We start from the raw sequence: 26,860 nt of genomic DNA, 5'->3' as shown, positions 1-26,860 counted from the left end.
ATCCCGTTTCAAAGGCGTGGCGTAGATAGGCAAACTCATGTTGAACGCGCTCCGACCATTGAGGTCATAGGCCTTGAAACTCGGTAACTGGGATCAGTCTTCAGAAAAGTAAAATTAGCCAAACTTGACATTTTTACCCCACAAAGCGGTCATAAACCCAATATAGGATGAGTACGACGATCAAAAAAGCATCGTTCCGAGTGCCGCAGCGAGGCCCCAGTTGAGAGAAGTCCCAATATGATACGCAATGCGATTTGAAATAAACACACCACGTGCCCCGCCCATTAGCTCAGGTGTGATATAATACCCAATGGCAAGAATAAATGCGAGGATAGAGCCGGCTGCGATACCAGGAATGGATTGGGGAAATAGACCCGCCAAAAATGCGCTCAATCGTTCGCCCCAAGTGATTTTGCTGCCCGCATGTATATGTACCGGGAATGGTTTTCATGACTGAGTAAAGCGGTAAAATCATGAACGGCAGCAAGATGTAGAGTCATCGCGATAACCGTTCCAAATTGGTTATTGATCATGACAAGGCGACCATCATCCCCGATTAGGCCGATCCAAACGAGCAAATCGTTGATCACACCTTGACGCTGCAAAAGTACTTTCCAAGCAGAGGTACGTACCAGGGAGTGACGTCCAGAACGGCAATAAGACAAGAATCATCAGCAAGTTGGACTGTCGCGATGGTAGGTTCGCCAACAACCAAGCGACGGGGTATCCTAACAATAGGCAAAGCGCAGTGATGGTTAAAGACAGCCACATCGTACGCAAAAACAGCATGATATACACCTGCTCTTCGACAGGTCGTGGTGCGATGCCTTGAGGGGTCTTACCCAAATCGACCGCATTAAGAAAATATCCCGGGGTATATGGCGCCGCATACATTGAGATAACGGCCCAAGGGCGCACGGTTGCCCAATCATCGTCGCTTTCGCGGAATGCCGTGCCAAAGTTAGCGACGGCAAAATCTGCCTGTGCAATCGCGGCAAGCCGTGCTGCATGATCGCCCTGAAACTCTTGCGCGACAGAAGGTGTTGATGACACTTCCTCGATCAAGGTGATCGCGACCAGATGCCATGGATCCTGGCGGGTTGGGCTGCGATTGTTGGTCTCTTGTGAGATCTGGGCAAAAATTCCGTAAATTTCTGCCGTCCGAGGTAAGGAGTTTATTGCGATTTCCGACAAGCGAAACGTAGGTTCTCCCCGCCGGTTTCCGGAAGCAGCCCAAATTTTTGTTCAATTATCCAGTCAGGCGCCGCGAATAAATCGACCCAGTTATCCGCTTCGCCCCATGCAGGATCCAACTTGGTCAGCGATGCGCTCACCTCTTCGCCAAAATCTTCTACATCGCGACCAGTGCTGCGAAATAGGGATGACATGCCTGAGGCTTCGTAATTTAGCCGCGACCCAAGCCGTGTATGTTGCTTTCGTTCTGTGGCGATGAGCAGATCGGTGGCTAGTGCACGAAACGCCGCCTCATCGGGGGTTGGTCGGACGACGGATCCCAATTAGCCAGCGCGTCAACGGTGCGCGGCAGGGTGTCGGCGACAATCTGGTTTTCCACGGAGCGGAACAACATGTCGCCGATCGGGGCAAGGAATGTTACAAGGACAAACACCAAGAGCGGAGCGATCAGAACAAAGGCACGCAGTTTTTGCCGGCGCAAGGCACGGTTAAGGCTGCGCCTGAGAGGTACGCCGCTTGCGGTCAGCACCGCGCCATTGTCTGTCTCTAGCGTCATCCGCCTGCCCTCAAAAGGCAGGGGCAGGGCGCGAACGCCCCGCCCAAGAGTTATTTACCGGGCAAGCCAGTTTTGGAAGATCGACTCAACCTCATCTTGGTTGTCAGCCCACCACTCAATGTTATTGACCAGATAGTTTTGCTGGTTGGCAGGATTAGTTGGCATATGTGGCGCCATCTCGATGCCGAGCGTCGCATGTGTCGAGACGAGTGGCTGAGACGAACCGCGTGCCGGGCCGTACGAGATGTACTTTGCCTGATCAGCCAGACGCTGCGTGTCGGTTGCAAAATTCAAGAAATGCATGACACGGTTCATACGCGCGTCATCCAGACCTTCCGGCACAACCCAGCCATCATAGTCGAAGACTTGCCAATCCCACAGCATTGCAATCGGCTGATTTTGTTCAACAATTGCCGAGAAAAGGCGGCCGTTGTATGTTGAGCCCATCACCACTTCACCATCGGCTAAAAGCTGGGGTGTTTCAGCACCAGCGGACCACCAGACGACGCTATCCTTGATTGTGTCGAGTTTGGCCAGAGCGCGTTCTACGCCGCCATCGGATGACAAAACATCGTACAGGTCATCTTTGCGCGACACCATCGCACAGAAGCGCCACTCAAGGTTCTTTTGGGCCGTCCTTCCAAGGCACGCATACCTGGGAAGTTTTCAAGATCAAAAACTGCGCACAGGCTGTCTGGCGTTGCACCATTCCAAGCGGCCACGTCCGTGCGATACCCGAAGGTCGTCGAAAACACGATCTGGGGCACAAAGCATTCGTTGATGATTGAACCTGAGGTGCCGAAATCTTCGGTGGGCGTGCTTCCATCGGAACCAGCTGCCAAAACGGCATCAAAATCGATCTCAAGCGCTAGGCCCTCGTCGCAAGCGCGTTGGGCGTCAGGCCCTTCGACGTCGACAAGATCATAGGTCATGTTTCCCGCTTCAGATGCAGCACGCATTTTAGCGATGGCTTCGTTTGAGCCTTCGTCCCATGTGACCGTGACTCCCGTGATCGCGCTGTAAGGTTCGGCATAGGCCGCGACCTGGGATGCTTGATAGGCGCCGCCCCATGACATTAACACCATGCTATCGGCGCAATCTTGGCATTCTGGCAATGATTGTGCGATGGCAAAGCTGCCAGATAGTGGCAGTGTCGCAAGCGCCGTGGCGCTGAGTAGTGTCTTGATATTCATACCTTTAGCTCCGTGTTGTGGGTTTCGTTTTTCTTTTTTATTTTTCCTGCGGCGCGTCGAGGCGCGCGACAGTCTTCTGGCAACCAACCAATTTCAATTTTGATCCTGGCTGATGGCGGATCTGGTCCGGGGCATTACGAGTCTTGATAATAAAATCGTTATTCCCCGCGACCCGAAGTCTAGTGCGAAAAATATCGCCCATATAGATGAATTCGAGAACTTCAGCTTTGAGTGTGTGCACGCCTGCGCGTAGTCGTGCCTTGTTCGTTTCGACCCGCTCGGGTCTAATTGATATCTGTGTCCGATCGCCCACTTTCGACACATTTACGGGTTTGGCATCTATTTCATCCCCGGAATCCAGCCGCACAATACAGGTATCGCCATCGATCCGCGTGACTGTGCCCATTAAGCGATTGTTTTCGCCAATGAATTGCGCAACGAAGCTATTCGAAGGGTTCTCATATAGATCGGAGGGTGTTGCGAGTTGTTGGATGCGCCCATCGTTAAAGACCGCAACGCGGTCTGACATGGTCAATGCTTCAGTTTGATCATGGGTGACGTAAACGACTGTGATGCCCAATTCATGGGCAATTCGTGTGATCTCAAACTGCATTTGTTCGCGTAACTGTTTGTCAAGCGCTCCAAGCGGTTCATCCATCAAAACAAGCTCGGGTTCAAAAACTAACGCACGGGCAAGAGCGATCCGTTGCTGCTGGCCGCCCGACAGTTGTGCGGGCCGACGGCTTCCAAAATCACCCATCTGCACCATTTCCAGCGCCCGTTTTACCTTTAATTCACGGGTAGATTTGTCAATCTTTCGGACCTCAAGAGGAAAGGCTAAATTCTCTGCAACTGACATGTGGGGAAATAGTGCATAGTTCTGAAATACCATGCCAATACCCCGCTTGTGCGGTGGTACAGTGTTGATGTTGCGCCCTTTCAAACGGATTTCGCCGCTTGTGGCAGTTTCAAAACCCGCCAACATCATCAAGCAGGTTGTTTTTCCAGAGCCCGAGGGGCCGAGCATCGTCAAAAACTCACCCCTCGGTACCGCAAGGTTGAGATCCTTACGACCAATGTTGTGCCATCGTAGCTCTTTTGAACTCCGTCGAAGACGACAATCAACATCATCTGCTAAATTCAACAGGCTACTTTCTGACATTATCCCTTCCCACTCCCGGAACCTTTGCATCTCAGGATTAAGCGTCTCAAACGCCCGTCCATCGTAGGTTAGCTCGGGAGGATAAGGTGCTCTGGTCCATATGGGAACCCCGTAACATTGCGGTTGCCCGATTGCGTAACGACCTGGATGTCGTGCTCACGATACCCGCCTGCACCGGGCAGGCTCTCGGGGATTGTTATCATAGGCTCCATAGATACGACCATGCCCGGTTCCAGTACCGTGTCGCAATCTTCGCGCAGTTCAAGACCCGCCTCACGGCCATAATAATGGCACAACACGCCGAAGCTGTGGCCGTATCCAAAGCTTCGGTACTGCAAGAGGTTCTCAGCAGCATACATCTCGTTCAGCTCGCGCGCGATATCCGAACAACGATTCCCTGGCATCAGTAGCTCTTTGCCTCGGTCGTGCACACGGCAGTTAAATTCCCACAGGCGGAGGTGTTCGTCCGAGGGTTGTCCGGCAAAAAGCGTACGCTCGAGTGCAACGTAATAACCCGCCACCATGGGGAAGCAATTCAGCGAAAGAATATCCCCGCGCTCAATCTTGCGACTTGTAACCGGGTTGTGCGCGCCGTCTGTGTTGATGCCTGATTGAAACCAGGTCCATGTGTCCAATAGCTCACCGCCAGGCCAGGTTTTTGCAATTTCACGTACCATTGTGGCTGTGGAATGTAGGGCGACCTCATGTTCGGCTGTGCCAATCGTTGCCGCCTCTGCGCAAGCAGCCCCCGATATCCGCGATACGGGTCATTTGTTCGATATGGGCGATTTCCACATCGGATTTGATCATCCGCTGACGCATGGCGATGGCCGCGATATCGACGAATTCGATCTGAGGAAATTCCTGCTTGAGCAACGCGAATGTGTCGAGTGAGACATGGTCGAACTCGATGCCCAACCGCTTTACGCCGGGTATGACCTGCCCGACCGCGTGAAACCAGTTGTCCCTTTTGCCAGTCGGTATAGGTGATGTTGCGCCCGCCATAGGTGCGCCGCCACGGCTGGCCGCCGTCTATGCCTGCGCTGATCGAGGTTATCTGCTGGTGGTCGACCACAAGTCCGTAGCGCCGCCCGAAATAGCAATACAGGAAATCGCTGTAGTAGTTGATGTTATGATAACTCGTGAACAGGGCGGCATCGATGTTGGCCTGCGCCATGCTTTGGCGGATCGCGCTCAGACGGCGTTCCATCTCGGCTGCCGGGAACGTCGGTGTCACCGACACACCGTTGCCCGTATAGTTCTGAAGCCGTTCGCGCTGCATAACATCCCCCTTTGTCACGATGATCTTTCCTCATTAGTGGATGCGAGGTGACATGCCATTGTCAAAGGAGTGATTCTCATGTTTCCATGAGAAATTCTCATCAAGGGTCCAAAAATGCAGGTGCCGTTGAACGCGTTGCGTGCTTTTTGATGCTGTTGTTCGGGCGGGTTCCTTCAAAGGAGCTGCACAGATTTTGTGCGTTACGCAATCCGCGGTCAGCCATCAGGTGCGGCATCTGGAGGAATGGCTGGATCGGCCGCTCTTCGACCGCAGCGGCACAAGGCCCCGTCTTCTCCCCGAGGCCGAGGACCTCGCCCGCGTTGCGGCCTTGTCGCTCGATGGCATTACCGCAGCCTGCGAGCGGCTGGGGAAAAGGCCCGCGGCGGGCCGTTGGTGATTGCGGCTATCCCTTCGGTTGCGCTGTGCTGGCTGATTCCGCGACTGACAAACTTTCGCGCAGCTCACCCCGGTATCGAATTGCGCATCGTCTATGCCTTTCACGGACAGGAAGTCGATTTCACCGAGGTCGATCTGGCCTTTGTCTATTCGCCGGTCCCGCTCGTTCGACGGCCCGGTGCCTTGGCCGAATTGTTCTTGCCCGGTGCGGCCGTGCCAGTGGTCAGTCCCGCGCTTGCCGACGGCAGGCTGCAAGAGATGCCGCTCTTGCATGACACCGACGAAGCCGGCTGGCGGGAATGGTTCGCGCGGGCGGGGCAGGACCAGCCGGCGGATTTGTCGGGCCCTGTTTATCAGGATTTCAATCTTTTGCGCGCCGCCGTGCTGGCGGGCAAGGCGCAGCACTTTGTCCGCGGGCGATGATCCGTGATGATCTGGACGCCGGGCGGTTGTACCAGCTGTCGGAGGTGAGCGTGCTGGAAGGCGCCGGCTACTACGCCTTGCGCGCCGAACACAGGAGCGCGCGCCGGTGCGACCACCTTCTGGTCTTGGGCCATGGCGCAAGATCAGGGTTGCCGATGGCTAGCCAGTACCAGCGTAGGGCAGGCTCTCAGCAGATAGCGAACATTGCGCGCAATAAAACGTAACCTTTGATCAGCGTGAACTGAGGGTCTTGAATCAGGCGGAACCGGAATTTTGGACCGATCACATCAATTCGCGGTCTCGAACACCACCCCTGCCTGTTCCACCCACGGCAACGCGGCACTCTCGGTCAGTTGCATGAGGGTCAGTGCCGTAACTTTCCGACCAAACACCAGCCGTTTCAACACTTCAGGCGCCAGATAGGCCAGACGCAGCTACCTGCTAACATGGCTCTCTGCAAGGTTCACGGCGATTGCCAGATCGCGAACAGGCCCAAACTCACCGGCATCCATGCGCCTCCGCCATGCCCACGCCCGGCCAATGGCGCGCAAGCCCCCTGCAAAAATCGAACTACGCCGCAGTTGAAGCAGGTCCGTTTCCTTTCGGTACGAACAGAGACACCCGAAGGCGGCGTGGTTGTGCGGAGTGATGCGAATTTCAGCGAGGTATTGATCGAGAGCCCCGAGGTCGCAACGGGCGGAGAGCGGACGGTCGACTTGAAACTCGATTTGGTGAAACTGCCATTTGGCAGTCAAGACAATTGGGTTTGAGAAGCCGTGGCCACAATCTGACTGGCCACACGATGTAACGTTGCCTTAAATTACAATCCGAATGGTGCTGCTGCCATCCCTGTAAAAGCATCCCACCACAAAATAATGGGATCAGCGACACCTAAGGCCAGGGAAACGCGGAACTTGACGTCTCGCCCCACAAGGATCACTCGAATTGATCCAGCTCTTCGTCGATGGCGGCCAAGGTCGAGATCCGTTGGCCTACAGCCTCAGGGTTCCGGCCCAGATAGTGCAACCGCGATCCAACCGCAAAACCGACAGCATTGTGGCGTGCGTGGAAACGGGCCGTAGCTCGCGACATGGCAAGGCAGGACCACTTCCGAAAACCGTTCTGCCTGCGCCGCATAGCGCTATGATCGGTCAGAGTGATGACCCGCATGCGCGTGGTTCGGGCATGGGCCAGCAGTGATCTCAGAACCTTGGGCCGGGGTTCGAAGGTCAACACAATCAGCACATCGCGCGAGCCCGTCATCGACAGCTCGTTGGCCCAGGTCTGCCCCTCCCCACGCAGCTCTTGTACGCCGTGACGCAGCCGCGCGAACAGCGACTGACCCAGCCGGGCCACGCCTTGTTCATCGCCGAACCCCACAAACCATATGCGGGGCGCGGTTTCGAGGATCTGCGCGATTTCGGGCAACAGGTCTGAGCGCAATTCCTCGAAGGTCCGCGTTAGGTTGCTGCAGTTCCAGTTCGAGATGATCGGAAATTGTCCGCCCAAAGGTTGCGGGCTGGGATATCGATCTGAGGTCTGAATAGGGCTCGCGCCGGTTGCGCTCTTCACGGGCCTGAAGCCGAACCTCCTCGAAATCGGCATAACCCAAACTGCGGAAAAACGAGCAGTTGTGGCCTTTGAAACGCCGGCGCGTGCAGCCAGTTCCGTGGCGGTGTGCGTTTCGACAAGGCCCTGATTTTGCAAGAGAACCTGCGCTATCTTCTTCTCGCTTGATGTCAGGCGCGACGAACGCTCCTGGATTCTGAGGATCCAGTCGTGAGGCCATGGGGCACGATTTCTCTTGACGTTTGGAACTCTTGTTTCATGGTTGTGAAACAATGAAACACACGAAATGGACACCATGTCGACCTCCAAGACAATCCGCGAAAAGATATGGACGAAACTGAAGGACGTGGCGAGACCGGACACCCGCTTCCACATGAACTTTGCAGAGGTCATCCCAGATTTCGAAGGGTCCGAAGCAGCCACGGAACGCGTCGTGCAGGACCGGGCCTATGCCGACAGCCGCTTTGCCTTTATTACGCCCGACAACTGCCTAGCCGACCTGCGGCGTCGGATGATCGAGGCCGGCAAGCCATTCGTGATGTCGACCTACGGGGATTTACCGCGGGTTCCTGTACCTGGATCCCGCAACAGTGCCTGAAGGCGCAGCACTCTATGCCTCTTGGCTGGATGGGATGGAGCATTTCGGCGTGCCGATCACACTGGAGGAGATCGCTCGAAAGGGCCGGTTCGACTACCTAGTGACAGGTGCGTCTGCCGTTTCCGTCAACGGTGTCCGGTTCGGCAAGGGGCACGGCTTCTTCGACCTGGAATGGGGCATGTTCACGGATCTTGGCCTCGTAGATGACGACACGCCGGTCCACGCCGTCGTACATGACGTGCAACTTGTCGAGGACCAGTTGCAGCCCTCGGAGACCGACATTCTCGTTGACACTGATATCCACGCCAACGCGCACCCATGTGGTCGAGCGCCGCGCCAAGCGGCCCCGCGGCGTGAAATGGCCCCTGCTCGAACCCAAGCAGATCGCCGACACACCGCCTCTGCAGGAGCTTCAACGCCTGCAAGGCCTTGCCTGACCCATCGCAACAAGAGGAGCGCCCAGTTCCAATCCGGTGACGCGGTCTTGCACCTCACGCGCGTCCCGAGATGATGATGATCGCGGCCCCCGATTCCAAGGCAAGCCGATGCACCAGCGCCAGCCCGTCGCGGTCGGGCAGGCCAAGATCGACAAGGCAGACATCGGGCATGGTGGCGCGCAAGCGCGGCCTCAAACTCCGTCGCGCGCGCAAATGCGGCGGTGCGAAATCCTGCTTCGGTCAAGGTTTCGACCAGAGTGCGCGGATCTGCGGCTCGTCATCGAGGATCGCAATAAGTGGCGCGGTCATGCGGCGGGCTCCTGCATCAACAGCCTGTGCAGCGTCTTTGCGCCGATGGGCTTGGCCAGCACCGGCCAGCGCGCCGCCCCGGCGCAGCGCAGCGGGTCGCCACTGGGCAGCGAGGTCATCAGCGCAAGCCGCAACATAGGTTGCTTGGCCGCAATCCGCGACAAAAGCGCGACAGGTCCACCGCATGGGTCACGCTGACCGACTTTATCGCGCCTGATGACAGTGTGACCGGCCCGCTGGTCTTGGAAGATTCGGCAGCCTATGAGACGCCAGCGATGGAGGGGATGATCGTCGAGATCGTGGCCCCCGGCAGCTTGCCCAATGATGGCAAGGTGATCGACGATCAGCGCAAATACGAATGACCGGCCTATGTCTCCCGCCGTGGCGGGATGGCATAGGTCGAGGCTGGCATGGGCCACGGGCTCGGTGCCGCCCTCGGCATAGAGCAGCACATCGGTCACGGATAATGTCCGGCCCAGTTTCAGCACGCGGGCATGGGCGAGGATATCGACACCGGCCTCGGGTTTGCGCATGAAATCAATGCTGCAATGCGTGGTCACGGTCAGCGCCTCGGGGCCGATGCGCGCCATGGTCGCAACATAGGCCGCGACATCGGCCAGTGCGAACATGGACGGCCCGGATACGGTGCCACCGGGGCGCAAATGCCGTTCATCATGGTGAAGTCGCATGATCAAAAGCGCCTCATCCATCTGGTCGATGGCGAACTGGCCCGCGACCTGCGGAAAGACCTCGGCGAGGAAGCGCGCCATCTCGGGAATGGTGAATTTCAACATGCGCCTGATCCTTTAGCCGCGTGCGCCATAGTAAAGCCCCACGACATGTTCGGCCTGTGCAAAAAACAGCCAGCGCGAGGCGAGCATGCCCAAGATATGGCTGAGGACCGCAAGACCGCCCAAGCCATGCGACGCGCCGGGGATCATGATCAGGCCAAGTGGCAGGGCAAAGCCCAAACCCAGCGCGATGAGGCGCAAGCGCTGCGCATGTTTGCGGCCCACGACATGGACCATTTCGCGCAGCAGGTAATTGGTGCCGGTATGGGGTGCCTCGAAGGCGCGGATGCGGCCGGGGCTGCCAAGGCCCGTGGCAGACGCGATGGATTGGCCCGCCTCGCCAAAGCGTTGATCGCCGCGCAGCCAATGGGCGATCTGGATGATCCCGGCAAGAAACAAAAGGATCTGGGCGATGGTGATCTGCCCGGCCAAAAGCGCGCCGCCCGCAAGGCTGGCCGTGCTCAGGTGCAGGGGCGTCAGGGCTTGGTGCCAGCGCGGCACGGCCTTGATCTGGGTATATATCATCGCTGTGGTGATCACGGTCGCAAATGACAGGCCCGCGCCGAGCCAGCCCAAGGCGCTGATCCGCGTGTCGAAAAACACCGCACCCAATGCGTACAGCGCCATGATGACAAGGGCCGCCACGGCGGCCCATGCTTCGCGGCTGAGCCAGCTTGTGCGCCATTGGCTGAAGGCTTTGAGCGCGCGTTCCGGGTGGCCCAAGTGAAAGGTCGAGGCCAAAAGCCCGCCCACCGCAAGCGCATAGGCGATCAAGAAGAAGACAAAGGCCACCCAGCCCGTGACGGGCGGAAGGCCCAAGCCTAGAAAGACCAACAGCCCAAAGCCTAAGCCCGAAAGCGTGGTGAAAATGATAACGGAAGGGGCCGGATGCATCAGAGCCGCTCCAACGCGCGGTCGAGCCAGCCAAGGAAACCTTGCGGGCTTTCGGCCACGGGTTCGAGGAAGGGGGCGAGGATATCGGTTTCCTCCCACTGATCCTTGGGGCGGGGGGGGAGGTATTTGTTGACGGGCTTGGTGCCCAGATCGGGCATCAGGTCAAAGCCACCGCGCGCCGCGACAAGCTGGCTGACATCGCTGTCGGGATCGCCCAGATCGCCGAAATGGCGCGCCCCCGCCGGGCAGGTGCGCACGCAAGCCGGGGTCCGGTCTTCTTCGGGGAGGTTCTCGTTATAGATGCGGTCAACGCAGAGGGTGCATTTCTTCATGACCTTGGCCGTGGGGTCCATCTCGCGCGCGCCATAGGGGCAGGCCCAAGCGCAGAGCCCGCAGCCGATGCAATCGGATTCATTGACAAGAACGATGCCATCCTCGCTGCGTTTGTAGGAAGCACCGGTGGGGCAGACGGTGACGCAAGGCGCATCTTCGCAATGCAGGCAGGATTTGGGGAAATGGACAAGCTGGGCTTGGCCATGCGGCGGCGTGATCTCGTAGCTATGGACGCGGTTGAGGAAGGTGCCAGAGGGGGCGGCGCCATAGGGGTCTTGGTCGGACAGGGGCGCGCCGTAATTCTCGGTGTTCCAGCCTTTGCAGGCGATCACGCAAGCATGGCAGCCAACACAGGTGTCGAGGTCGATCACAAGGCCAAGCTTGCGCTGGGTTGTCTCGGGCAGGCTGGTCATGGCTGCTCCCCCCGGCTGGTGGTGACGAAATCCGCCAGATCGGCGGCGAAACGGTCGGGGTCTTCCACGAAAGGCGCGTGGCCGATCCCGTCATAGGGCAGGTAGCGGCCATGCGGCATGACAGCGGCGGCGGCTTGCCCGGTTGCGGCGGTCACGACCGCATCATCGGTGCCGTGGATGACAAGCCCCGGACAGGTCATCGCGGCATAGGCGGGGCGCAGGTCGAGATCCGCCCCGAAAAGCGCGCGGCGCACATGGGGCGGGCAAAGCATATTGGCCCCCACCATCGCGCCATAGAGCGCGCGGGGAAGGGGTTTTGCCGTGCAGGCATCGACGAAACGCGCGGTGGCATGCAGGCGGCGGTTCAGATCCTCGGTATAAAGATCGCGGTCAAGACCGGGTGAGGCGGGGCCAACCATCCAATCCTCGCGCGCGGCCCCGATGGCAAGGATGCCGCCCGCCAGCACGACGCCCGCAAGATGCGCGCTGCCATGGGTGGTGAGATATGCCGCGATCACGCGGGAGCCATAGGACCAGCCGACCAAGCTGGGGCGGTCGAGCGCTGCGGCCGCGATCACGGCGGCGACATCATCGCCCCACAGCGTGGTATCGGCATAGGCTGTGGGATCGTCGGGCTTGCCCGAGGCGCCATGCCCGCGCAGATCCATCGCGACGAGGTGGAAGCGGTTGGACAGGCGTTCAGTGAGAGCCTCCCAGCACATCCCGGCCTGCGCCCAGCCATGGATGAGCAAGATCGGCGGCAGGGCGGTATCGCCTTTGCGGGTAAACGCGATCTGCGTGCCGTCGGAGGAGGTGGCGAAGTGGGTGGTCATGGCGTCTGGCCCGCCTTTGCGCCTGCGGTGCCCGCGGAATAGGGCGGCGGCGAGGGTTCTGTCTGCCCCACCTCCGCGCGCACCGCGCGGAAGGAGAGGTGCGAGGGGGCTGTCTGCCCCCTCGCGCTCCCCCGAGGATAGGAGAGGTGCGAGGGTTCTGTCTGCCCCGGGACCGCGAGAGAGGTGCGAGGGTTGCGCACCCAGCGTACCGCGGAAGGATGCAGGGTTCTGTCCCCACGCGACCGCCGGAAGGAGAGGTGCGGGTGTCTGCCCCCTCGCGCTCCCCCGAGGATATTTTGAAACGAAGAAGACGTCATCGGCGTCATCTTGTCCCGCCATGCGGTGGGGCGAGGGTTGGGAAGTTTGGCTGCACCTCCGGTGGAGGGCTGACCTTTTCGATGCGCACGCGCAGGTCGAACCATGCGGCCTGTCCTGTAATCGGGTCGGAGTTGGACCAGCGGTGCCCATCGCCCTTGGGCGGCAGAAGCTCGTGGATCAGGTGGTTGAGCAAGAAGCCCTTGGTGGCCTCGGGCGCGGCGGGGTCGAGCGCCCAAGCGCCTTTGCGCTTGCCGATGGCGTTCCATGTCCAGACCGTGTTGGGGTTGAGCGCCGCCATATGCGCCACCGGCACGGTGATGGACCCGTGCGGTGAGGTGAGGCGCGCCCAGTCACCATCGGCAAAGCCATGTGCCACCCAGATATTGGTTGGGACGTAAAGCGGGTTATGGCCGTGGATCTGGCGCAGCCATGCGTTTTGGCTGCCCCAGCTGTGATACATCGCCATGGGGCGTTGGGTCAGCGCGTGCAGCGGGAAATCTTGCGCGGTCTGGGCGTCATCGCCCAAGGGCGGATACCAGATTGGCAGCGGGTCCATCGTGGTGCGGATACGGTCGCGCAAATGGTCGGGGGGCTGGCGGTCGCCATGCCCCTCGGCTGCGCGTTGAAAGCGGCGGAGCGGCTCTAGGTAAAGGTTGAAGAGGTAAGGCTGCGGGCTGTCGTATAGGCCCAGATCCACCGCCCAATCCTGATAGGCGGTGTTCCATGGTTTGTAGTATTGCGCCGCTTGCGGAATGTGGTGGGTGAAGAACCCGCCATTGTCGATATAGCGCTGGAGCTGATCGGGGTTGGGCGCGCCGCGCCCCGTCTGGTCGCCCGCCCCGCGAAAGCCCATCAAGGGGCCGATGCCGGGCCGGCGTTCGTGGCGGGTGATGTAATCGGCGTAATCGGTGAAAGCGGGCGCACCGTCATCGGTAACAAAGCCCGGCAGGCCAAGGCGCGCGCCCAGATCGATCAGCACGGATTGAAAGCCCCGGACATCGCGGTCGGCCTCGATCACCGGCCAGCGGATCGCATCGGCCGCCGCGTCAGCCTCGGAGATCGGGCGGTCAAGCAGGCTGATGCAATCATGGCGCTCGAGATAGGTGGTGTCGGGCAAGATCAGATCGGCATAGGCCACCATCTCGGAGCTATAGGCATCGGAATAGATGATGCGCGGGATGACATATTCGCCCGTCTCGGGGTCTTTGTCGGTGAGCATCTCGATGACGCGCCCCGTGCTCATCGAGGAGTTCCACGCCATGTTCGCCATGTAGAGAAACAGCGTGTCGATCTTATAAGGATCGCCCGCATGGGCATTGGCGATGACCATATGCATCAAGCCATGCGCCGAGAGCGGGTTTTCCCATGAGAACGCCTTGTCGATGCGCTGGGGGCTGCCATCGGGGTGCAGCGCCAGATGCTCTGGCCCCATCGGATAGCCCAGATGCGGGCCCTTCAGCGGTTGGCCGGGGGTGGCGGTGGCATGCGGTTTGGGATGCGCCTCGGGCGGCTTTGGGTAGGGGGGTTTGAAGCGGAAGCCACCGGGCGTTTCGACGGTGCCGAGCAGGATTTGTAGCAGGTGCAACGCGCGCGCGATCTGAAACCCGTTGGAATGGGCCGAGATGCCGCGCATCGCATGCATTGCGACAGGGCGGCCCGTCATCTTTTCATGCCGTTCGCCGCGAAAATCGGTCCAAGGCTGATCAATCTCGATTGCTTCGTCAAAGGCGACACGGGCAAGCTCGGCGGCCAGCGCATGGATGCGCTTTGCAGATAGGCCGCAGCGTTCCGCCACAGCCTCGGGCGCATAGGACGGGTCGAGATAGCGTTCGGCCAAGAGCTGGAACACGGGGCGATGCGTAATGCCCGCGCGGCGCAGGCCATGGGCGAGGTCGGGTTTGACGCCCGCCGCGTCAAAAGCCATGGGCTTTCCCGTCGTGCGGTCCATCACCAAGAGTTTGCCGTTTGCGTCGCGCAAAAATAGCCCGTGATCGGGCGAGGATGGGTCTTCGTTCAGCAAGACGGGTGCATTGGTGTAGCGCGCGAGATAGTCGAGGTCGATCTTGCCCGCCGTGAGCAGGCAATGGATGAGCGACAAGATCAACAGCCCGTCGGTGCCGGGGGTGATGGCGATCCAATCATCGGCCACGGCACTATAGCCGGTGCGGATCGGGTTGATGCCGATCACGCGCGCGCCGCGTTCCTTGAGCTTGCCCAGCCCCATCTTGATGGGGTTGCTGTCATGATCCTCGGCCACGCCGAAAAGCAACAAAAGCTTGGTCCGCTCCCAATCGGGCTGGCCAAACTCCCAGAACGCGCCGCCCATGGTATAGATGCCCGCCGCCGCCATATTGACCGAGCAAAACCCGCCATGGGCCGCGTAATTGGGTGTGCCGAATTGTTGCGCCCACCAGCCGGTCAGCGATTGCGACTGGTCACGCCCGGTGAAAAAGGCAAGCTTTTCGGGGGCTGTTGCGCGCAAGGGGGCCATCCATGCGGTGGCGGTTGCGAGCGCTTCGTCCCAGCTGATTTCCTCGAATTGGCCAGAGCCGCGCGGGCCCACGCGGCGCAGGGGGGCGCGCAGGCGGGAGGGGGCGGTGACCTGCATGATGCCGGCGGCACCTTTGGCGCAAAGCACGCCCTTGTTGACCGGATGGTCGCGATTTCCTTCGATATAGGCGACGCGCCCGTCTTTCAGGTGCACATTGATGCCGCAGCGGCAGGCGCACATGTAACAGGTCGTTTTGGCCGTCTGGTCGGACAGCTTGGGCGACAGATCGAGGATGATGTCTTGGTGCCTCATCCGCCCTCCCCGCGGCTTAGGTTCCTGAAACAGTTGTGACGGGCTGCGCGGTGGGATGCAATGGCCTGTGACCGGGTCATTCATGTGGCCCATGCATGTGTAAACCAAAGTTGACATATTTGCTGTGCACCGCGATACTCAGCCCTGCCCGAGGAGAGCGCGCGCCCATGCCTAAGGATCATCCTGTACCCGGTTTCAGTGTGCCCGTTCTTGCGGGTGCGGCGCGTCCGGGGCTTTGCACAGATTGCGGCGTCAGTCGCATGGGCGATGGCCGCGCCTGTGGTCAGGCCTGTCAATTCATCCAACCCGATTATGCCAGCGCCGAGCATCGCGTGCATGGGCGCGTGGCCGATCCCTCGCTTGGGGATGAGGCGTTTTTCGGCGTGACACTTGCAATGCAGCGCTTGGCGCTGAACCCGCCTGCCGAAGGGGCGCAGTGGAGCGGGATCACCACGGCGCTTGCCGCTGATCTCTTGCGCCGTGGCAAGGTCGATGCGGTGCTTGCCGTGCGCGCCGATCCGCATGATCGCTGGCGGCCGGAACCCGTGATTGTCACCGACCCCGCCGAATTGGCGCAATGCCGGGGCATGCGGATGGGCTATGCGCCAACCTTGGCCGCCCTCGAACCGGCGGCGGCGGCAGGGCATAAGCGGATCGCCGTTATCGGTATTCCGTGCCAAGTCTATGCGCTGCGCGCGATCGAGGCGACGCTGGGCTTCAAACGGATCTATGTCATCGGCACGCCCTGCTCGGACAATACAACGACCGAAAGCTTCCACGCTTTTCTGGCTTTGCTCGATCCAAGGCCAGAGACGATTTCTTACCTAGAGTTTCGCGCCGATTACCGGGTGGAAATGCGCTTTGATGACGGGCGTCCGGCGAAATTCGTGCCTTTCTTGAAGTTGCCGATCTCGAAATTGCCGAGCGATTTCTTTCCGATGACCTGCAAGACCTGCGTCGATTACACCAACCGCTTGGCCGATATCACGGTGGGATACATGGGTGGGGATGGCGATCAATGGGTCATCACGCGCAATCATCGCGGGGCCGAGATGCTGTCGGGCATCACGGATCGGTTGGTTGAGCGCCCCTTGACCGACAAGGGCAAGCGGATGGGCGCGGTCAAGGGTTTCTTGGCCAATACCGCGCGTGCGGCGGGTGGCCTGCCACTGCGCGCCATGCCCGATTGGGCGCGCCCCATCGTTGCCTTTTTGCAGCCCCGTATCGGGCCGCGTGGTCTGGAATTCGCGCGGGCGCGTGTCGAGATGAAGGCAATCGAGACGATCTTGCATCTGCGCCGCGCCCATCCTGCGCGGATCAAGAACATGGTCCCCGAGCATGTCTGGCGCGTCGCGGCGCGCTATGGTCTGGTCCCTGCGTCGCAAGAAACCCGCGGCGATTGAACTTTACCCAAACGGTGCGCTTGCGCGCGTATCTTTTGCCTCGCGCGCGCCCTTTGGGCGCGGCTCAGGGTTGGTGGTGGGCCCGTGATCGCATCGGGCCAGCGGTTCGCGCCGCTTGCGCTGTCCGAGGCCTCCGGCGGGGATATTTTTGAAACGAAGAAGCATAGAGCACTGTTCACCCCGACCGTCTTGCGAGCGGCCGGGGCTTCTCCGTTTACGGTCATCGGCGTCCCCGCCTGTACCGCCATTGCAGCTTTGCTGATCTTGATTAACAAAAGATAAAGAGCCTTCTTCGTTTCAAAAATATCCCGGGGGGAGGCACCCGTAAAACGGGTGACGGGGGGCAGCGCCCCCCAAGAATCTCTCCGCCCGCAGGGGCTCAGATCATCTTGATCACAGATTTATCAATGGCCAGCACATATCCGTGGCGGGCGATGTTCTTGACCAAAAGTTCGCTGACGATCTGGTTGCCAAGGCTGTCGCGTAGGCGTTTGATCCGGGTGGCCCCTGCGGCCTCGTCTGCTTCGGTTGTGTGCTTGCCTGCGATCATCGCCTCGATCTGTGCGCCGCTCAGCACCTCGTCGTCCAAGCGGGCCTCGGCCAGAACGGCGAGTGTTTCCATCGCCGCATCGGTCAGTTTGAACGCAAGGTTGTTGATCAGCACCACGCGCTCTTCACGGCTAAGGACCAGTGACGAGACCTGAATGCCTTGGCGCTCGATCTCGGCCATGCGGCGGTTGAGGGTGACAATGGTCACCAGAAAAACCAAGCAGGCCACAAGCAATGCCGTGGCAAAGACCATGAGCACGAAGATCACCGCGCGGTAGCTTTCGAGCACTTGTGAAAAGGCGGTGCCGGTTTGGGCCATGATTTCAAGCACGCGCGTCGCATCGGGATTGCGCACATCCATCAAGACAAAGACATCGGCGACCGCCGCATTGAACGCGCCCGCATCGGGCAGGTTCACAAACAGCAGGCTCGCCGATAGACCAAGCACCGCGACCACGGCGACAATCCCGATGACCAGCACACGGCCCGTGGCCATGCGGGTTTCAGAAACGGAGGAAATACGATCCGGCATCGGACCTCCTTGTTGCAAGATCGTCTGGTCCGAAAATCGATACGATCTGAAGCAGCTCCCAGCCCGCCGCGGCAAGCCGTGTGGCGATGATGGGCCGTGCCGCATCCATAGTGCAGGCCGTATCGGGCAGTGCGATGACACCGTAGTGCAAGCGCAGCGGGTTATCCATCTTGGCCCGGTAATCGGCGTAGCAGGCCTGCGCGGGCGCTGCGGCGAGCATGGCAAGGCAAGTCAGCGTGACGATGCGCGGCGACATGGGACCATCCATTGGTTGCACGCTGCGCCCTGATGGCGCGGCAATGGGGAGAGGATGGCCATGCCGGGGCTGTCATGCAATGGCCGCAACCCGCCGGGGCGATGTTATCCGATAGCGGCGGGGCGATATTGTGCGGCATGGCCCTTGGCCCCGAGATCCTTGGCAGGGCGTCGCGAAAGGCGCGCCCCTGTTCTGGATCGGAGATCTCGCATGTTCCCCAAACTTTACCAAAACCTTTCTGCATTCGCCCTTAGCGGCCTGATCGCGCTTGGTGCGCTTTCGGCCAGTGCTGTGCCTGCGCGGGCTGACAACCGCGATGTGGCGCGTATCCTTGGCGGTGTGATCGCGCTTTATGCCATTGGGCGCGCGATTGAGCTGAACACTCACACCCGTGCCGACCGGCAGGTGCCGCATGTGCCGGTCACCCGTGCCCAGCCGCATGTGCCCGCGCCGCCGCCTGCCCTTGTGGCACCGGCGCGTTGCTTTGTCGAAGGTCGCGATCACAACGGCCATTTTCGTGGTTATGGGCGACGCTGCATGCAAAATAACACCGCCCATCCCCGGCAATTGCCGCAGGCTTGCCTGACCACGGTTCATACCCAGCGCGGCCCGCGCGAGATCTATGCCGGTCGGTGCTTGGCCAACAATGGCTGGGTGCGCGAGGCAGGCTTTCGGCCCTGAGGATGATGGCGCCTTGGCTGTGCGGGTGGCCCCGTCTGGGCCGCCCGATCTTGTTTGGCGCGTCCTGCTGTGGGATGAGGGGTAATGCCACGCCCCATTCCCGATCTTGCCCATGAAGACGCCCTTGGTGGGCTGATCGCCGGTGTCGACGAGGCGGGGCGCGGCCCTTTGGCGGGGCCGGTTTGCGCAGCGGCGGTGATCTTGGACCGGGCCAATATTCCGCCCGGTCTGAACGACTCCAAGGTGCTTTCGGCAGCCAAGCGCGCGGCGCTATTCGACCTGATCAACGCGCAGGCCGATGTCGCGATTGGTTGGGCCAGCGTGGAAGAGATCGATGCGCTGAATATCCGCGAGGCGTCGCTTTTGGCGATGCGGCGCGCGGTGGCGGGGTTGGCGATTTGCCCCGATACGGCCTTGATCGATGGCAATGCCTGCCCAAAGGGCTTGCCGTGCCCCGGTGTCACATTGGTGAAGGGCGATGCCAAAAGCCTGTCGATTGCGGCGGCCTCGATCATTGCCAAGGTGGCGCGTGATCGGGTCATGGCGGGGCTTGCAAAAGCCCATCCCGGCTATGGCTGGGAGGTCAACCAAGGCTACCCAACGGCGTCACATCTGGCCGCACTACAAGATATGGGGGTGACGCCCCATCATAGACGATCCTTCCGTCCGGTACACAACATCTTGCTATCGCATGACGCGCAACATATTGATTCCAAAAAATAAATTGACTGCGAATCACCTTTGAGCGATTCTACCTCCGAACACCGCAAAAGCCCGTCAGAGGCGCGGAACAGAGGCAGATATGAAAACCAAGACAAAAGCTGAGGCAGTCTCACTGCCGTTGAATTCGATTCTGGCTGGTGATTGCATCGAGGTGATGCGCGCGCTGCCCGAGGCGTCGGTCGACCTGATCTTTGCCGACCCGCCCTATAATTTGCAGCTCAAGGGCAGCTTGCATCGCCCCAATAACACCTTGGTCGATGCCTGCGATGATCACTGGGATCAGTTTGCCAGTTTCGCGGCCTATGACAGCTTTACCCGCGATTGGCTGGTCGCCGCGCGGCGGCTTTTGAAGCCCGGTGGCGCGATCTGGGTAATCGGCAGCTACCATAATATTTTCCGCGTCGGTGCCGAGTTGCAGAACCAAGGCTATTGGATCTTGAATGATGTGGTGTGGCGCAAATCCAACCCGATGCCGAATTTTCGCGGGATGCGCCTGACCAATGCGCATGAGACGATGATCTGGGCCTCGAAAGGCGAGGGGGCGAAATACACCTTTAACTACGAGGCGCTGAAATCGCTCAATGAGGGGGTGCAGATGCGCTCGGATTGGGTGATCCCGATCTGTAACGGCGGTGAGCGTCTGAAGGACGACAAGGGCGACAAGGCGCATCCGACGCAAAAGCCCGAGGCGCTGTTGCACCGTATCCTTGTCGGCACGACCAACCCCGGCGATGTGGTGCTTGACCCATTCTTTGGCACCGGTACCACGGGGGCGGTGGCCAAGATGCTGGGCCGCGATTTCATCGGGATCGAGCGTGAAGAGAGCTATCGCAAGATCGCTGAGAAGCGTTTGGGCAATGTGCGCCGCCTTGACCGGAGCGCGTTGGAGGTGACGGGGTCCAAACGTGCCGAGCCGCGTGTGCCCTTTGGCCAGTTGGTCGAGCGCGGCATGCTGCGTCCGGGTGAGATGCTGACCAATGCGCGTGGCCAGATGGCCAAGGTGCGCGTCGATGGCACCTTGATCGCCGATGATGTGAAAGGATCGATCCATCAGGTCGGCGCCCGTCTGGAAGGTGCGCCCTCATGCAATGGTTGGACCTATTGGCATTTCCGCCGCGAGGGTCAAAGCGTGCCCATCGATGTGCTGCGCCAGCAGTTGCGCGCGGAGATGGAGGGGTAAATCCCCGCCTGAATGTCTCAAGAGTTGAACCGCAGATCAGCGCGCCGCCTGCGCCGGTTTGCACCTTGCCCTCGCCTGTGCCTTTTGGCCGGCGGGCGTTTTTTGTTCTTGGCGGTCGGGTCTGCCCGCAGAGCAGGCGATGGGGGGACGCTGTCCCCCCAAACCCGCTGTCCTTGATGGGGGGACGCTGTCCCCCCAAACCCCCCTGGGATATTTGAAAAACAGAGAAGCAGAAGGGTCAGGCGCGCGGGGCGGCGGCGCGGCGGAGGCGGTCGTTGATCGCGCGGCCAAGGCCCATCTCGGGAATGGGGGCCACGCGGATCGCCGGGGCGCTATGGCTTTGGGCCAGCGCGTCGGCTTGGTGGAGCGTGGCAAAGAGCCGGGTCGCAGCCTCAACCAGATCGCCGTTTTCGGACAGGTTGAGCGCGCAGGTCATGGGGCCAAAGCCGATGATGATCTCGCCCGGTTGCGCCGTGCCGCCGAGGTGGAGCGGGGTCAGCGGTGCGTAATGGCTGGCAAGCTGGCCCGGTGCCTCGACCCGCGCGCCGGGGGTGGTGTCGGTGATCAGCGGGCCAGTGATGGGGGTGATCGCCTCACGCGGGATGGCACCTTCGCGCAAGAGCCTTGTGCCATCGGGGCCGGGGGCAAGGATGGTGGATTCGACCCCGACCTGCGTTGGGCCACCATCAAGGATGGCCGCGATCCGTGCGCCCAGACCCGCGCGCACATGCGCCGCCGTGGTCGCGCTGATCTTGCCCGAAGGGTTAGCCGAGGGGGCAGCGATGGGCCGGGCCGCGGCACGCAGCACCGCCTGCATTACCGGGTGGGCGGGCAGGCGGATCGCCACGGTCGCATGCCCCGCCGTGACCCGCGCCGAGAGCCCATGGCCGGGTTTAAGCGGCAACACCAGCGTCAGTGGCCCCGGCCAAAAGGCATCGGCCAAGGCGCGGGCGGCACCCGGGAAATCGGCGATGGTCATGGCGCTGTCGAGATCGGGCAGATGCACGATCAGCGGGTTGAAATCTGGTCTGCCCTTGGCGGTGTAGATTGCGGCCACGGCATCGTCTTGCGTGGCATCGGCGGCCAGACCATAGACCGTTTCGCTTGGCAGCGCGACAAGCGCGCCTGCGCGCAGCAAGGCTGCAGCGCGCGCGATCCCTGTCGCATCTGGGTGAAGATCTTCGGCCATGCGCATCGCTCTGACGTCACGTAGGGGTTGATCGGGCGGGCGGCTGGCCCACACTCTGCCCGCGGGGGTAGCGTGAAGGGCGCGCCCATGCAATCAATTGGCATCATCGCGGGGGAGAGCCGTTCCATGCCTTATCGTGCACCGGTCGCCGAATTCACGTTCTTGTTGCGCCATGTGGTGGGTTTTGACCGCGTGAGCGCCCAGCCCGCCTATGCCGAGGCAACGGATGAGACGGTCGCCGCGTTGTTGTCCGAGGCAGGGCGCATCTGTGACGAGGTGCTGGCACCGTTGAACCGGCAAGGCGATCTGCACCCCGCGCGGCTTGAGAACGGTGTGGTGCGCACATCGCCCGGTTACGCGGCGGGATATCGCGCCATGGCCGATGCGGGCATGACCGCGATCGCGGCCGATCCGGCCTATGGGGGTTTGGGCCTGCCGCAGACGGTGGCGGCCTGCATCAATGATATGGCGGGCGGCGCCTGTTTGGCGCTTGAGATGAACCCCTTGATGACGCAAGGCCAGATCGAGGCGCTGTCCCATCATGGTTCGGATGCGATCAAGGCGCTTTACCTGCCCAAGCTGATCAGTGGCGCATGGTGCGGGACTATGAACCTGACCGAACCGCAGGCAGGTTCAGATGTCGGCGCGCTTGCGACCAAGGCCGTGGCAAGGGGCGATGGCACCTATGCGGTGACAGGACAGAAAATCTATATTTCTTGGGGTGATACGGATTTTGCCGCGAATGTGGTGCATCTGGTGCTGGCGCGGCTGCCCGATGCGCCGGGGGGGTCCAAGGGGATCTCGCTGTTCTTGGTGCCCAAGCTGATCCCCGATGAGACCGGCGCGCCGGGGGTGGCCAATAGCCTGAAGGTCGTCAGCCTTGAGCATAAGCTGGGCCTACATGGCAGCCCCACTTGCGTGATGCAGTATGATGGCGCGACGGGCTGGCTGATCGGGGAGGAGAACCGCGGGCTGGCCGCGATGTTCACCATGATGAACAATGCACGCTTGGGTGTGGCACTGCATGGTGTCTCGATTGCCGAGGCCGCGACGCAAGCGGCGGCGGCATATGCCGCAGGGCGCAAGCAGGGCCAGCCCTTGGTGGGCGGCACGGGGATGATCGTTGATCATGCCGATGTGCGGCGCATGCTGATGGAAATGCGGGCCGAAACCTTTGCCGCGCGGGCCTTGGCCTTTGATCTGGCGGTGTCGATCGATCTGGGCCATGCGGGTGATGCAGTGCAGGCCGCGCGCGCCGCCGTGCTGACGCCAATCGCCAAGTCCTATGGCACCGAGATGGGGATCAAGGTCGCCAATATGGGCATTCAGGTGCATGGCGGCATGGGCTTTATCGAGGATACTGGGGTGGCCCAATTTGCCCGCGATGTGCGGGTTGCCGCGATTTATGAAGGGACCAACGGCATACAGGCGATGGATCTGGTGGGCCGCAAGATGGCCGATGGGGGGGCCGCGATCCACGCGCTGATCGACGCTATGGAGAGCGAGGCAATGGGTGATCCGATGGGTGCGCCTGTGGCCGCGATGGCGGGTCAGTTGCGCGTGGCGACCGATGCGATGGTGGGCATGGAGCTGAACGACCGCTTTGGGGGCGCGGTGCCCTATCTGATGGGGTTTGCGCGGGTTTTGGGCGCAATCTACCATTTGCGCGCCGCCCAATCGGGCGCGGCGCGGCGCATGGCCTTGGCGCGGTTCTACATTGATCGGCTGTTGCCCGAGGCGGCGGGGCTGTTCGCGCAGGCGGGCCATGGGGCCAAGGGGCTTTACGACCTAAGCGCAGAAGACCTTTGCGCATGATCCAGATGCCCTTTGCAGCCGCCCCTGAACCGGGTGAGGCCACCCTGATTGCCGAAGATGTGCTGTGGCTGCGCGTGCCGCTGCCGATGGTGCTTGATCATGTCAACGCCTATGCGCTGCGCGATGATGATGGCTGGACGCTGATCGATACCGGGCTTGATACAAGCAAGACCCGCGCGCTGTGGGAGGCGGCCTTGGCCGGGCCATTGGCGGGGTTGCCCGTGCGGCGGCTGATCGTAACCCATCACCACCCCGATCATGTGGGCCTTGCGGGTTGGTTTCAGGCGCGCGGCGCGGAACTGATCATGCCGCGCACCGCGTGGTTGATGGCGCGGATGCTGATCTTGGATGAACAGCCCATGCCATCGGCCGAGACCTTGGCCCATTGGCAGGGCGCGGGAATGGATGAAGCCCTGTTCGAGACGCGTCGGGCCGAGCGGCCCTTCAACTTCTGCGATGTGGTCCATCCTTTGCCCTTGGGCTTTACCCGGCTGCATGATGGCGGGATGATCCGCATGGGCGGGCGCGATTGGGATATTCGCTTCGGTCAGGGGCATGCGCCCGATCACGCCACCTTCTGGAGCCGCGATGATCATCTGGTGATCGGGGGCGATCAGCTTTTGGCGACGATTTCGCCCAATCTGGGGGTTTATGCGACCGAACCGGGGGCCGATCCGCTGGGCGAATGGCTGGACAGCTGCGCCGCGTTTCAACCTTTGGCGCGGGCCGAGCATCTGGTGCTGCCGGGTCACAAGCTGCCTTTCACGGGCTTGCCCGAGCGTTTGGTGCAGTTGATCGACAATCATCACGGCGCGCTGGACCGGCTGCGGGGTCATCTTGCGGGCGGGCCGCGCAGTGCGGCGGAATGTTTTGCGCCGCTGTTCAAACGCCAGATCGACGCGGGGACATATGGCCTTGCCTTGGTCGAGGCGGTGGCCCATCTGAACCATCTGCTGCGCTTGGGTGCGGTGACGCGGACAAGGCGCGCGGATGGGGCGTGGCTTTATCATTTAGCGCGCTGACCTGCGGCGCAGTGCCCGATCCGCGATGGGCTGACAGAGCCGTTGGAATGCGGTATTGCCCGGTCAAAGCATTGCCTTACCCAGACCGGAGACAACACGATATGGCCGATCAAGACCACAAGCACGGCGAGATGGACATCAGCGAGCAGGAAAAGACCTTTGCGGGCTTTATGCGGATGAGCGTCAATGTTGGCCTTATCTCGATCGCCATCGTCATTGTGTTGGCGATTTTCTTTCGATGAAGCCCTTGCTACGCATCGCGGCCGCGCTGGCGATGGTCAGCGCGCTTGGTGGCTGCGTGGCCGAAGAGGTCTGGGCACCTGACACATTTGTTAGCGCCGCGAATTACCGCCCAACGGGGCCAGCGACGCTGACCCTGATGACGATGGTGTCCAACCGCGACGGGCGTGGCGGTCATTCTGCCTTGATGATCGATGGCGCTGAGCGTGTGCTCTTTGATCCGGCGGGAAGCTGGTATCACCCGATGATCCCCGAGCGTAACGATGTGCTTTATGGCATGACCCCGCAATTCTTGCAGTTCTACACCGATTACCACGCGCGTGAGACCTATCACATCGTCGTCCAAGAGTTGGAGGTCAGCCCCGAGACCGCCGCAAGCTTGATCGCGGCGGTGCAGGCGCATGGTGCGGTGCCGCCCGCGCGCTGTTCGCTGTCGATCAGCCGGGTGCTGGGCGACACGCCGGGGTTTGAAGCGATCACCGCAAATTGGTTTCCCATCCGCACGATGGAACAATTCGGACGCTTAGACGGTGTACGCGAAAGCCGCATCTATGACACGGATGCCGATGACAATCTGGAACTGCTGCAAGCGCAGGCGCGCGCTGAATTGAGCCGTCAGATCGCCGCTGCGGTGGCCGCTGGCAACTGAACGCGCGGTCACGCACCAGACAAAACAAAACCCCCGTGGCCGAGCCGCGGGGGTTTATTTCTTTTTGGATCGCGTGACCGATCAGGCAAGCCTTAGAGCATACCTTCGCGCTGCGCCTTTTTACGCGCCAGCTTACGGGCACGGCGTACGGCCTCGGCCTTCTCGCGCGCTTTTTTCACGGAGGGCTTTTCGAAATGTTGCTTGAGCTTCATTTCCCGAAAAACGCCTTCGCGCTGAAGTTTCTTCTTCAGAGCCCGGAGCGCTTGATCGACGTTGTTGTCGCGAACACTAACCTGCATTCTGGTGTCACCACCTTCCTAAGTTAAAGTTGCATTTGAGTGCAGGAGGTGGCCGTATAGCAAAGCCCCCCTATCTTGTCTACTGTTCGCGCAAGATGCTTTTGAAAGGGCCAAACCATGTCCGACAGCACCGATCCCAAAGCTGCGATGATTGCCGCGGCGCTGATGCATGTGCCCTTTGATGGCTGGTCAGAGGCAAGTTTTCGCGCCGCAGCCCATGATGCGGGGCTAAGTTTGCCCGAGGCGCGCGCGCTGTTTGCGCGCGGGGCGGTCGATCTGGCCTTGGCCTTTCACGCGCAAGGTGATGCCGCCATGGTGGCGCGTCTGGCCGAAACCGATCTGGGCGCGCTGCGCTATTCGGACCGGGTGGCCTTTGCGATTCGCACAAGGTTGGAACTGGTCGAACATGACAAGGAGGCGGTGCGCCGGGGCGTTACGCTGTTTGCGCTGCCGATCCATGCCGCCGACGGGGCCAAGGCGCTGTGGCAGACGGCGGATGCGATCTGGACCGCCTTGGGCGATACATCGGACGATCTGAATTGGTACACCAAGCGCGCGACGCTCTCGGGGGTTTATTCGGCCACCGTGCTTTATTGGTTGGGCGATCAGTCGATGGATCACAGCGCAAGCTGGGCATTCCTCGAGCGTCGCATCGACGATGTGATGCAGATCGAACGCGCGAAAAAGGCCGTGCGCGAGAGCAAGATCTTGGGGCCGCTCATGGCGGGGCCAGAGTGGCTGGCTGCAAAAATCAAGGCGCCGGGTGCGGCCCCCGCGGATTTGCCGGGCCGTTGGCGGCGCTAGGGGGGGCGGAAATC

Annotated in this window: 24 protein-coding genes and 7 pseudogenes; 14 read left to right on the top strand and 17 right to left on the bottom strand. The window is 60.8% G+C overall.

The features are described 5' to 3' along the window. Positions 1-114: 114 nt before the first annotated feature. The 5 genes and pseudogenes from KG698_RS15475 to KG698_RS04605 all read right to left on the bottom strand — a co-directional run. Positions 115-891 (bottom strand): annotated as a pseudogene (locus KG698_RS15475) (ABC transporter permease); the annotation flags it as partial. 574 nt (positions 892-1,465) lie between these two features. After that, complete coding sequence (locus KG698_RS15470) at positions 1,466-1,750, bottom strand: hypothetical protein (RefSeq protein ID WP_367114032.1); 285 nt, start codon at positions 1,748-1,750, stop codon at positions 1,466-1,468. A 54-nt stretch (positions 1,751-1,804) separates the two neighbouring features. Further along, a pseudogene (locus KG698_RS04615) lies at positions 1,805-2,943 on the bottom strand (extracellular solute-binding protein). After that, positions 2,940-4,074: pseudogene (locus KG698_RS04610) on the bottom strand (ABC transporter ATP-binding protein). The pseudogenes KG698_RS04615 and KG698_RS04610 overlap by 4 nt, the downstream one beginning before the upstream one ends. Before the next feature lie 99 nt (positions 4,075-4,173). Then, positions 4,174-5,387: pseudogene (locus KG698_RS04605) on the bottom strand (aminopeptidase P family protein). A 193-nt stretch (positions 5,388-5,580) separates the two neighbouring features. On the opposite strand from KG698_RS04605, the gene KG698_RS15465 reads away from it, so the two are divergent. Together KG698_RS15465 and KG698_RS15460 are read left to right on the top strand one after the other, a co-directional pair. Then, complete coding sequence (locus KG698_RS15465; RefSeq protein ID WP_300982910.1) at positions 5,581-5,784, top strand: LysR family transcriptional regulator; 204 nt, start codon at positions 5,581-5,583, stop codon at positions 5,782-5,784. Then, positions 5,781-6,206 carry a LysR substrate-binding domain-containing protein gene (locus tag KG698_RS15460; protein ID WP_367114031.1) on the top strand — a complete coding sequence of 142 codons (426 nt, stop codon included), beginning with the start codon at positions 5,781-5,783 and terminating at the stop codon, positions 6,204-6,206. The genes KG698_RS15465 and KG698_RS15460 overlap by 4 nt, the downstream gene beginning before the upstream one ends. 936 nt (positions 6,207-7,142) lie before the next feature. On the opposite strand, the gene KG698_RS04590 is transcribed toward KG698_RS15460, so the two are convergent. Then, entirely contained in the window at positions 7,143-8,072 is a 930-nt protein-coding gene (locus KG698_RS04590) for a MurR/RpiR family transcriptional regulator (RefSeq protein ID WP_213684406.1), read from the bottom strand. Between KG698_RS04590 and KG698_RS04585 the strand changes: the two genes are divergently transcribed. Further along, positions 8,071-8,373: a hypothetical protein gene (locus tag KG698_RS04585; RefSeq protein ID WP_213684405.1), complete on the top strand. Its 303-nt coding sequence runs from the start codon at positions 8,071-8,073 to the stop codon at positions 8,371-8,373. The two genes, KG698_RS04590 and KG698_RS04585, sit on opposite strands and share 2 nt — an antisense overlap. 34 nt (positions 8,374-8,407) lie before the next feature. Then, positions 8,408-8,608 (top strand): annotated as a pseudogene (locus KG698_RS15770) (5-formyltetrahydrofolate cyclo-ligase); the annotation flags it as partial. Between the two features lie 219 nt (positions 8,609-8,827). On the opposite strand, the pseudogene KG698_RS04575 reads toward KG698_RS15770, so the two are convergent. Further along, positions 8,828-9,119 (bottom strand): annotated as a pseudogene (locus KG698_RS04575) (response regulator transcription factor); the annotation flags it as partial. Continuing rightward, a complete protein-coding gene (locus KG698_RS15450) occupies positions 9,116-9,238 on the bottom strand; it encodes a hypothetical protein (RefSeq protein WP_300982907.1) in 123 nt (40 codons plus the stop codon). The pseudogene KG698_RS04575 and the gene KG698_RS15450, both read right to left, overlap by 4 nt. A 21-nt stretch (positions 9,239-9,259) precedes the next feature. Between KG698_RS15450 and KG698_RS04570 the strand changes: the two genes are divergently transcribed. Further along, entirely contained in the window at positions 9,260-9,481 is a 222-nt protein-coding gene (locus KG698_RS04570) for a hypothetical protein (protein ID WP_213684404.1), read from the top strand. Between the two features lie 5 nt (positions 9,482-9,486). Here the strand turns inward: KG698_RS04570 and KG698_RS04565 are convergent. The 5 genes and pseudogenes from KG698_RS04565 to KG698_RS04545 form a co-directional block, all read right to left on the bottom strand. Next, a pseudogene (locus tag KG698_RS04565) lies at positions 9,487-9,889 on the bottom strand (PaaI family thioesterase). A 36-nt stretch (positions 9,890-9,925) separates the two neighbouring features. Continuing rightward, positions 9,926-10,804 (bottom strand): DmsC/YnfH family molybdoenzyme membrane anchor subunit, encoded by an 879-nt coding sequence (locus KG698_RS04560; protein ID WP_213684403.1) that lies wholly within the window; start codon positions 10,802-10,804, stop codon positions 9,926-9,928. Then, a complete protein-coding gene (locus tag KG698_RS04555; RefSeq protein ID WP_213684402.1) occupies positions 10,804-11,550 on the bottom strand; it encodes a 4Fe-4S dicluster domain-containing protein in 747 nt (248 codons plus the stop codon). Before KG698_RS04555 ends, KG698_RS04560 begins: the two co-directional genes overlap by 1 nt. Beyond that, positions 11,547-12,383 (bottom strand): alpha/beta hydrolase, encoded by an 837-nt coding sequence (locus tag KG698_RS04550; RefSeq protein WP_213684401.1) that lies wholly within the window; start codon positions 12,381-12,383, stop codon positions 11,547-11,549. The genes KG698_RS04555 and KG698_RS04550 overlap by 4 nt, the downstream gene beginning before the upstream one ends. A gap of 322 nt (positions 12,384-12,705) precedes the next feature. Further along, complete coding sequence (locus KG698_RS04545) at positions 12,706-15,504, bottom strand: molybdopterin oxidoreductase family protein (protein ID WP_213684400.1); 2,799 nt, start codon at positions 15,502-15,504, stop codon at positions 12,706-12,708. A 260-nt stretch (positions 15,505-15,764) separates the two neighbouring features. Here KG698_RS04545 and KG698_RS04540 point away from each other — a divergent pair, with 260 nt between their 5' ends. Further along, the gene (locus KG698_RS04540) at positions 15,765-16,907 is read left to right on the top strand and encodes a Coenzyme F420 hydrogenase/dehydrogenase, beta subunit C-terminal domain (RefSeq protein WP_300982906.1); all 1,143 of its coding nucleotides are present in this window, start codon (positions 15,765-15,767) and stop codon (positions 16,905-16,907) included. A gap of 379 nt (positions 16,908-17,286) precedes the next feature. Here the strand turns inward: KG698_RS04540 and KG698_RS04535 are convergent, their stop codons facing one another. Then, entirely contained in the window at positions 17,287-17,988 is a 702-nt protein-coding gene (locus KG698_RS04535) for a hypothetical protein (RefSeq protein ID WP_213684398.1), read from the bottom strand. Continuing rightward, complete coding sequence (locus tag KG698_RS04530) at positions 17,960-18,244, bottom strand: hypothetical protein (RefSeq protein ID WP_213684397.1); 285 nt, start codon at positions 18,242-18,244, stop codon at positions 17,960-17,962. The genes KG698_RS04535 and KG698_RS04530 overlap by 29 nt, the downstream gene beginning before the upstream one ends. Before the next feature lie 210 nt (positions 18,245-18,454). Here KG698_RS04530 and KG698_RS04525 point away from each other — a divergent pair, with 210 nt between their 5' ends. The 3 genes from KG698_RS04525 (at position 18,455) to KG698_RS04515 (ending at position 20,828) form a co-directional block, all read left to right on the top strand. Next, positions 18,455-18,925 carry a hypothetical protein gene (locus KG698_RS04525; RefSeq protein ID WP_213684396.1) on the top strand — a complete coding sequence of 157 codons (471 nt, stop codon included), beginning with the start codon at positions 18,455-18,457 and terminating at the stop codon, positions 18,923-18,925. A gap of 84 nt (positions 18,926-19,009) precedes the next feature. After that, positions 19,010-19,648 carry a ribonuclease HII gene (locus KG698_RS04520; protein WP_213684395.1) on the top strand — a complete coding sequence of 213 codons (639 nt, stop codon included), beginning with the start codon at positions 19,010-19,012 and terminating at the stop codon, positions 19,646-19,648. A 79-nt stretch (positions 19,649-19,727) separates the two neighbouring features. Continuing rightward, positions 19,728-20,828, top strand: a complete 1,101-nt coding sequence (locus KG698_RS04515; protein WP_213684394.1) for a site-specific DNA-methyltransferase — start codon at positions 19,728-19,730, stop codon at positions 20,826-20,828. A 238-nt stretch (positions 20,829-21,066) separates the two neighbouring features. Here KG698_RS04515 and KG698_RS04510 read toward each other — a convergent pair whose 3' ends face one another. Further along, the gene (locus KG698_RS04510; protein ID WP_213684393.1) at positions 21,067-22,017 is read right to left on the bottom strand and encodes an L-threonylcarbamoyladenylate synthase; all 951 of its coding nucleotides are present in this window, start codon (positions 22,015-22,017) and stop codon (positions 21,067-21,069) included. Positions 22,018-22,143: 126 nt separating this feature from the next. Here KG698_RS04510 and KG698_RS04505 point away from each other — a divergent pair, with 126 nt between their 5' ends. The 4 genes from KG698_RS04505 (at position 22,144) to KG698_RS04490 (ending at position 25,743) form a co-directional block, all read left to right on the top strand. Next, positions 22,144-23,832, top strand: coding sequence for an acyl-CoA dehydrogenase (locus KG698_RS04505; protein WP_213684392.1), 1,689 nt, complete (start codon positions 22,144-22,146; stop codon positions 23,830-23,832). Then, positions 23,829-24,854 carry an MBL fold metallo-hydrolase gene (locus KG698_RS04500; RefSeq protein ID WP_213684391.1) on the top strand — a complete coding sequence of 342 codons (1,026 nt, stop codon included), beginning with the start codon at positions 23,829-23,831 and terminating at the stop codon, positions 24,852-24,854. Before KG698_RS04505 ends, KG698_RS04500 begins: the two co-directional genes overlap by 4 nt. Before the next feature lie 101 nt (positions 24,855-24,955). Beyond that, entirely contained in the window at positions 24,956-25,096 is a 141-nt protein-coding gene (locus KG698_RS04495) for an aa3-type cytochrome c oxidase subunit IV (protein ID WP_213684390.1), read from the top strand. Beyond that, positions 25,093-25,743, top strand: a complete 651-nt coding sequence (locus KG698_RS04490; RefSeq protein ID WP_213684389.1) for a hypothetical protein — start codon at positions 25,093-25,095, stop codon at positions 25,741-25,743. Before KG698_RS04495 ends, KG698_RS04490 begins: the two co-directional genes overlap by 4 nt. Before the next feature lie 92 nt (positions 25,744-25,835). Here KG698_RS04490 and rpsU read toward each other — a convergent pair whose 3' ends face one another. Then, positions 25,836-26,042 carry a 30S ribosomal protein S21 gene (gene rpsU / locus KG698_RS04485; RefSeq protein ID WP_058263026.1) on the bottom strand — a complete coding sequence of 69 codons (207 nt, stop codon included), beginning with the start codon at positions 26,040-26,042 and terminating at the stop codon, positions 25,836-25,838. 117 nt (positions 26,043-26,159) lie between these two features. Here rpsU and KG698_RS04480 point away from each other — a divergent pair, with 117 nt between their 5' ends. Further along, positions 26,160-26,846: a COQ9 family protein gene (locus KG698_RS04480; protein WP_213684388.1), complete on the top strand. Its 687-nt coding sequence runs from the start codon at positions 26,160-26,162 to the stop codon at positions 26,844-26,846. The last annotated feature ends 14 nt before the right edge of the window (positions 26,847-26,860 follow it).

The sequence above is a fragment of the Roseicyclus sp. genome, assembly GCF_018402035.1.
Taxonomy (GTDB): domain Bacteria; phylum Pseudomonadota; class Alphaproteobacteria; order Rhodobacterales; family Rhodobacteraceae; genus Roseicyclus.
The sequence above is the reverse complement of the archived record's forward strand: the minus strand, read 5'-3'. Positions and strand labels throughout refer to the sequence as shown.

Coding starts and splice junctions, on each gene's coding strand:
- KG698_RS15470 (WP_367114032.1), bottom strand. CDS start 1,750: ATGACGCTAGAGACAGACAATGGCGCGGTGCTGACCGCAAGCGGCGTA.
- KG698_RS04585 (WP_213684405.1), top strand. CDS start 8,071: ATGTCGACCTCCAAGACAATCCGCGAAAAGATATGGACGAAACTGAAG.
- KG698_RS04590 (WP_213684406.1), bottom strand. CDS start 8,072: ATGGTGTCCATTTCGTGTGTTTCATTGTTTCACAACCATGAAACAAGA.
- KG698_RS15450 (WP_300982907.1), bottom strand. CDS start 9,238: ATGACCTCGCTGCCCAGTGGCGACCCGCTGCGCTGCGCCGGGGCGGCG.
- KG698_RS04560 (WP_213684403.1), bottom strand. CDS start 10,804: ATGCATCCGGCCCCTTCCGTTATCATTTTCACCACGCTTTCGGGCTTA.
- KG698_RS04555 (WP_213684402.1), bottom strand. CDS start 11,550: ATGACCAGCCTGCCCGAGACAACCCAGCGCAAGCTTGGCCTTGTGATC.
- KG698_RS04550 (WP_213684401.1), bottom strand. CDS start 12,383: ATGACCACCCACTTCGCCACCTCCTCCGACGGCACGCAGATCGCGTTT.
- KG698_RS04545 (WP_213684400.1), bottom strand. CDS start 15,504: ATGAGGCACCAAGACATCATCCTCGATCTGTCGCCCAAGCTGTCCGAC.
- KG698_RS04540 (WP_300982906.1), top strand. CDS start 15,765: ATGGGCGATGGCCGCGCCTGTGGTCAGGCCTGTCAATTCATCCAACCC.
- KG698_RS04535 (WP_213684398.1), bottom strand. CDS start 17,988: ATGCCGGATCGTATTTCCTCCGTTTCTGAAACCCGCATGGCCACGGGC.
- KG698_RS04530 (WP_213684397.1), bottom strand. CDS start 18,244: ATGTCGCCGCGCATCGTCACGCTGACTTGCCTTGCCATGCTCGCCGCA.
- KG698_RS04525 (WP_213684396.1), top strand. CDS start 18,455: ATGTTCCCCAAACTTTACCAAAACCTTTCTGCATTCGCCCTTAGCGGC.
- KG698_RS04520 (WP_213684395.1), top strand. CDS start 19,010: ATGCCACGCCCCATTCCCGATCTTGCCCATGAAGACGCCCTTGGTGGG.
- KG698_RS04515 (WP_213684394.1), top strand. CDS start 19,728: ATGAAAACCAAGACAAAAGCTGAGGCAGTCTCACTGCCGTTGAATTCG.
- KG698_RS04510 (WP_213684393.1), bottom strand. CDS start 22,017: ATGGCCGAAGATCTTCACCCAGATGCGACAGGGATCGCGCGCGCTGCA.
- KG698_RS04505 (WP_213684392.1), top strand. CDS start 22,144: ATGCCTTATCGTGCACCGGTCGCCGAATTCACGTTCTTGTTGCGCCAT.
- KG698_RS04500 (WP_213684391.1), top strand. CDS start 23,829: ATGATCCAGATGCCCTTTGCAGCCGCCCCTGAACCGGGTGAGGCCACC.
- KG698_RS04495 (WP_213684390.1), top strand. CDS start 24,956: ATGGCCGATCAAGACCACAAGCACGGCGAGATGGACATCAGCGAGCAG.
- KG698_RS04490 (WP_213684389.1), top strand. CDS start 25,093: ATGAAGCCCTTGCTACGCATCGCGGCCGCGCTGGCGATGGTCAGCGCG.
- rpsU (WP_058263026.1), bottom strand. CDS start 26,042: ATGCAGGTTAGTGTTCGCGACAACAACGTCGATCAAGCGCTCCGGGCT.
- KG698_RS04480 (WP_213684388.1), top strand. CDS start 26,160: ATGTCCGACAGCACCGATCCCAAAGCTGCGATGATTGCCGCGGCGCTG.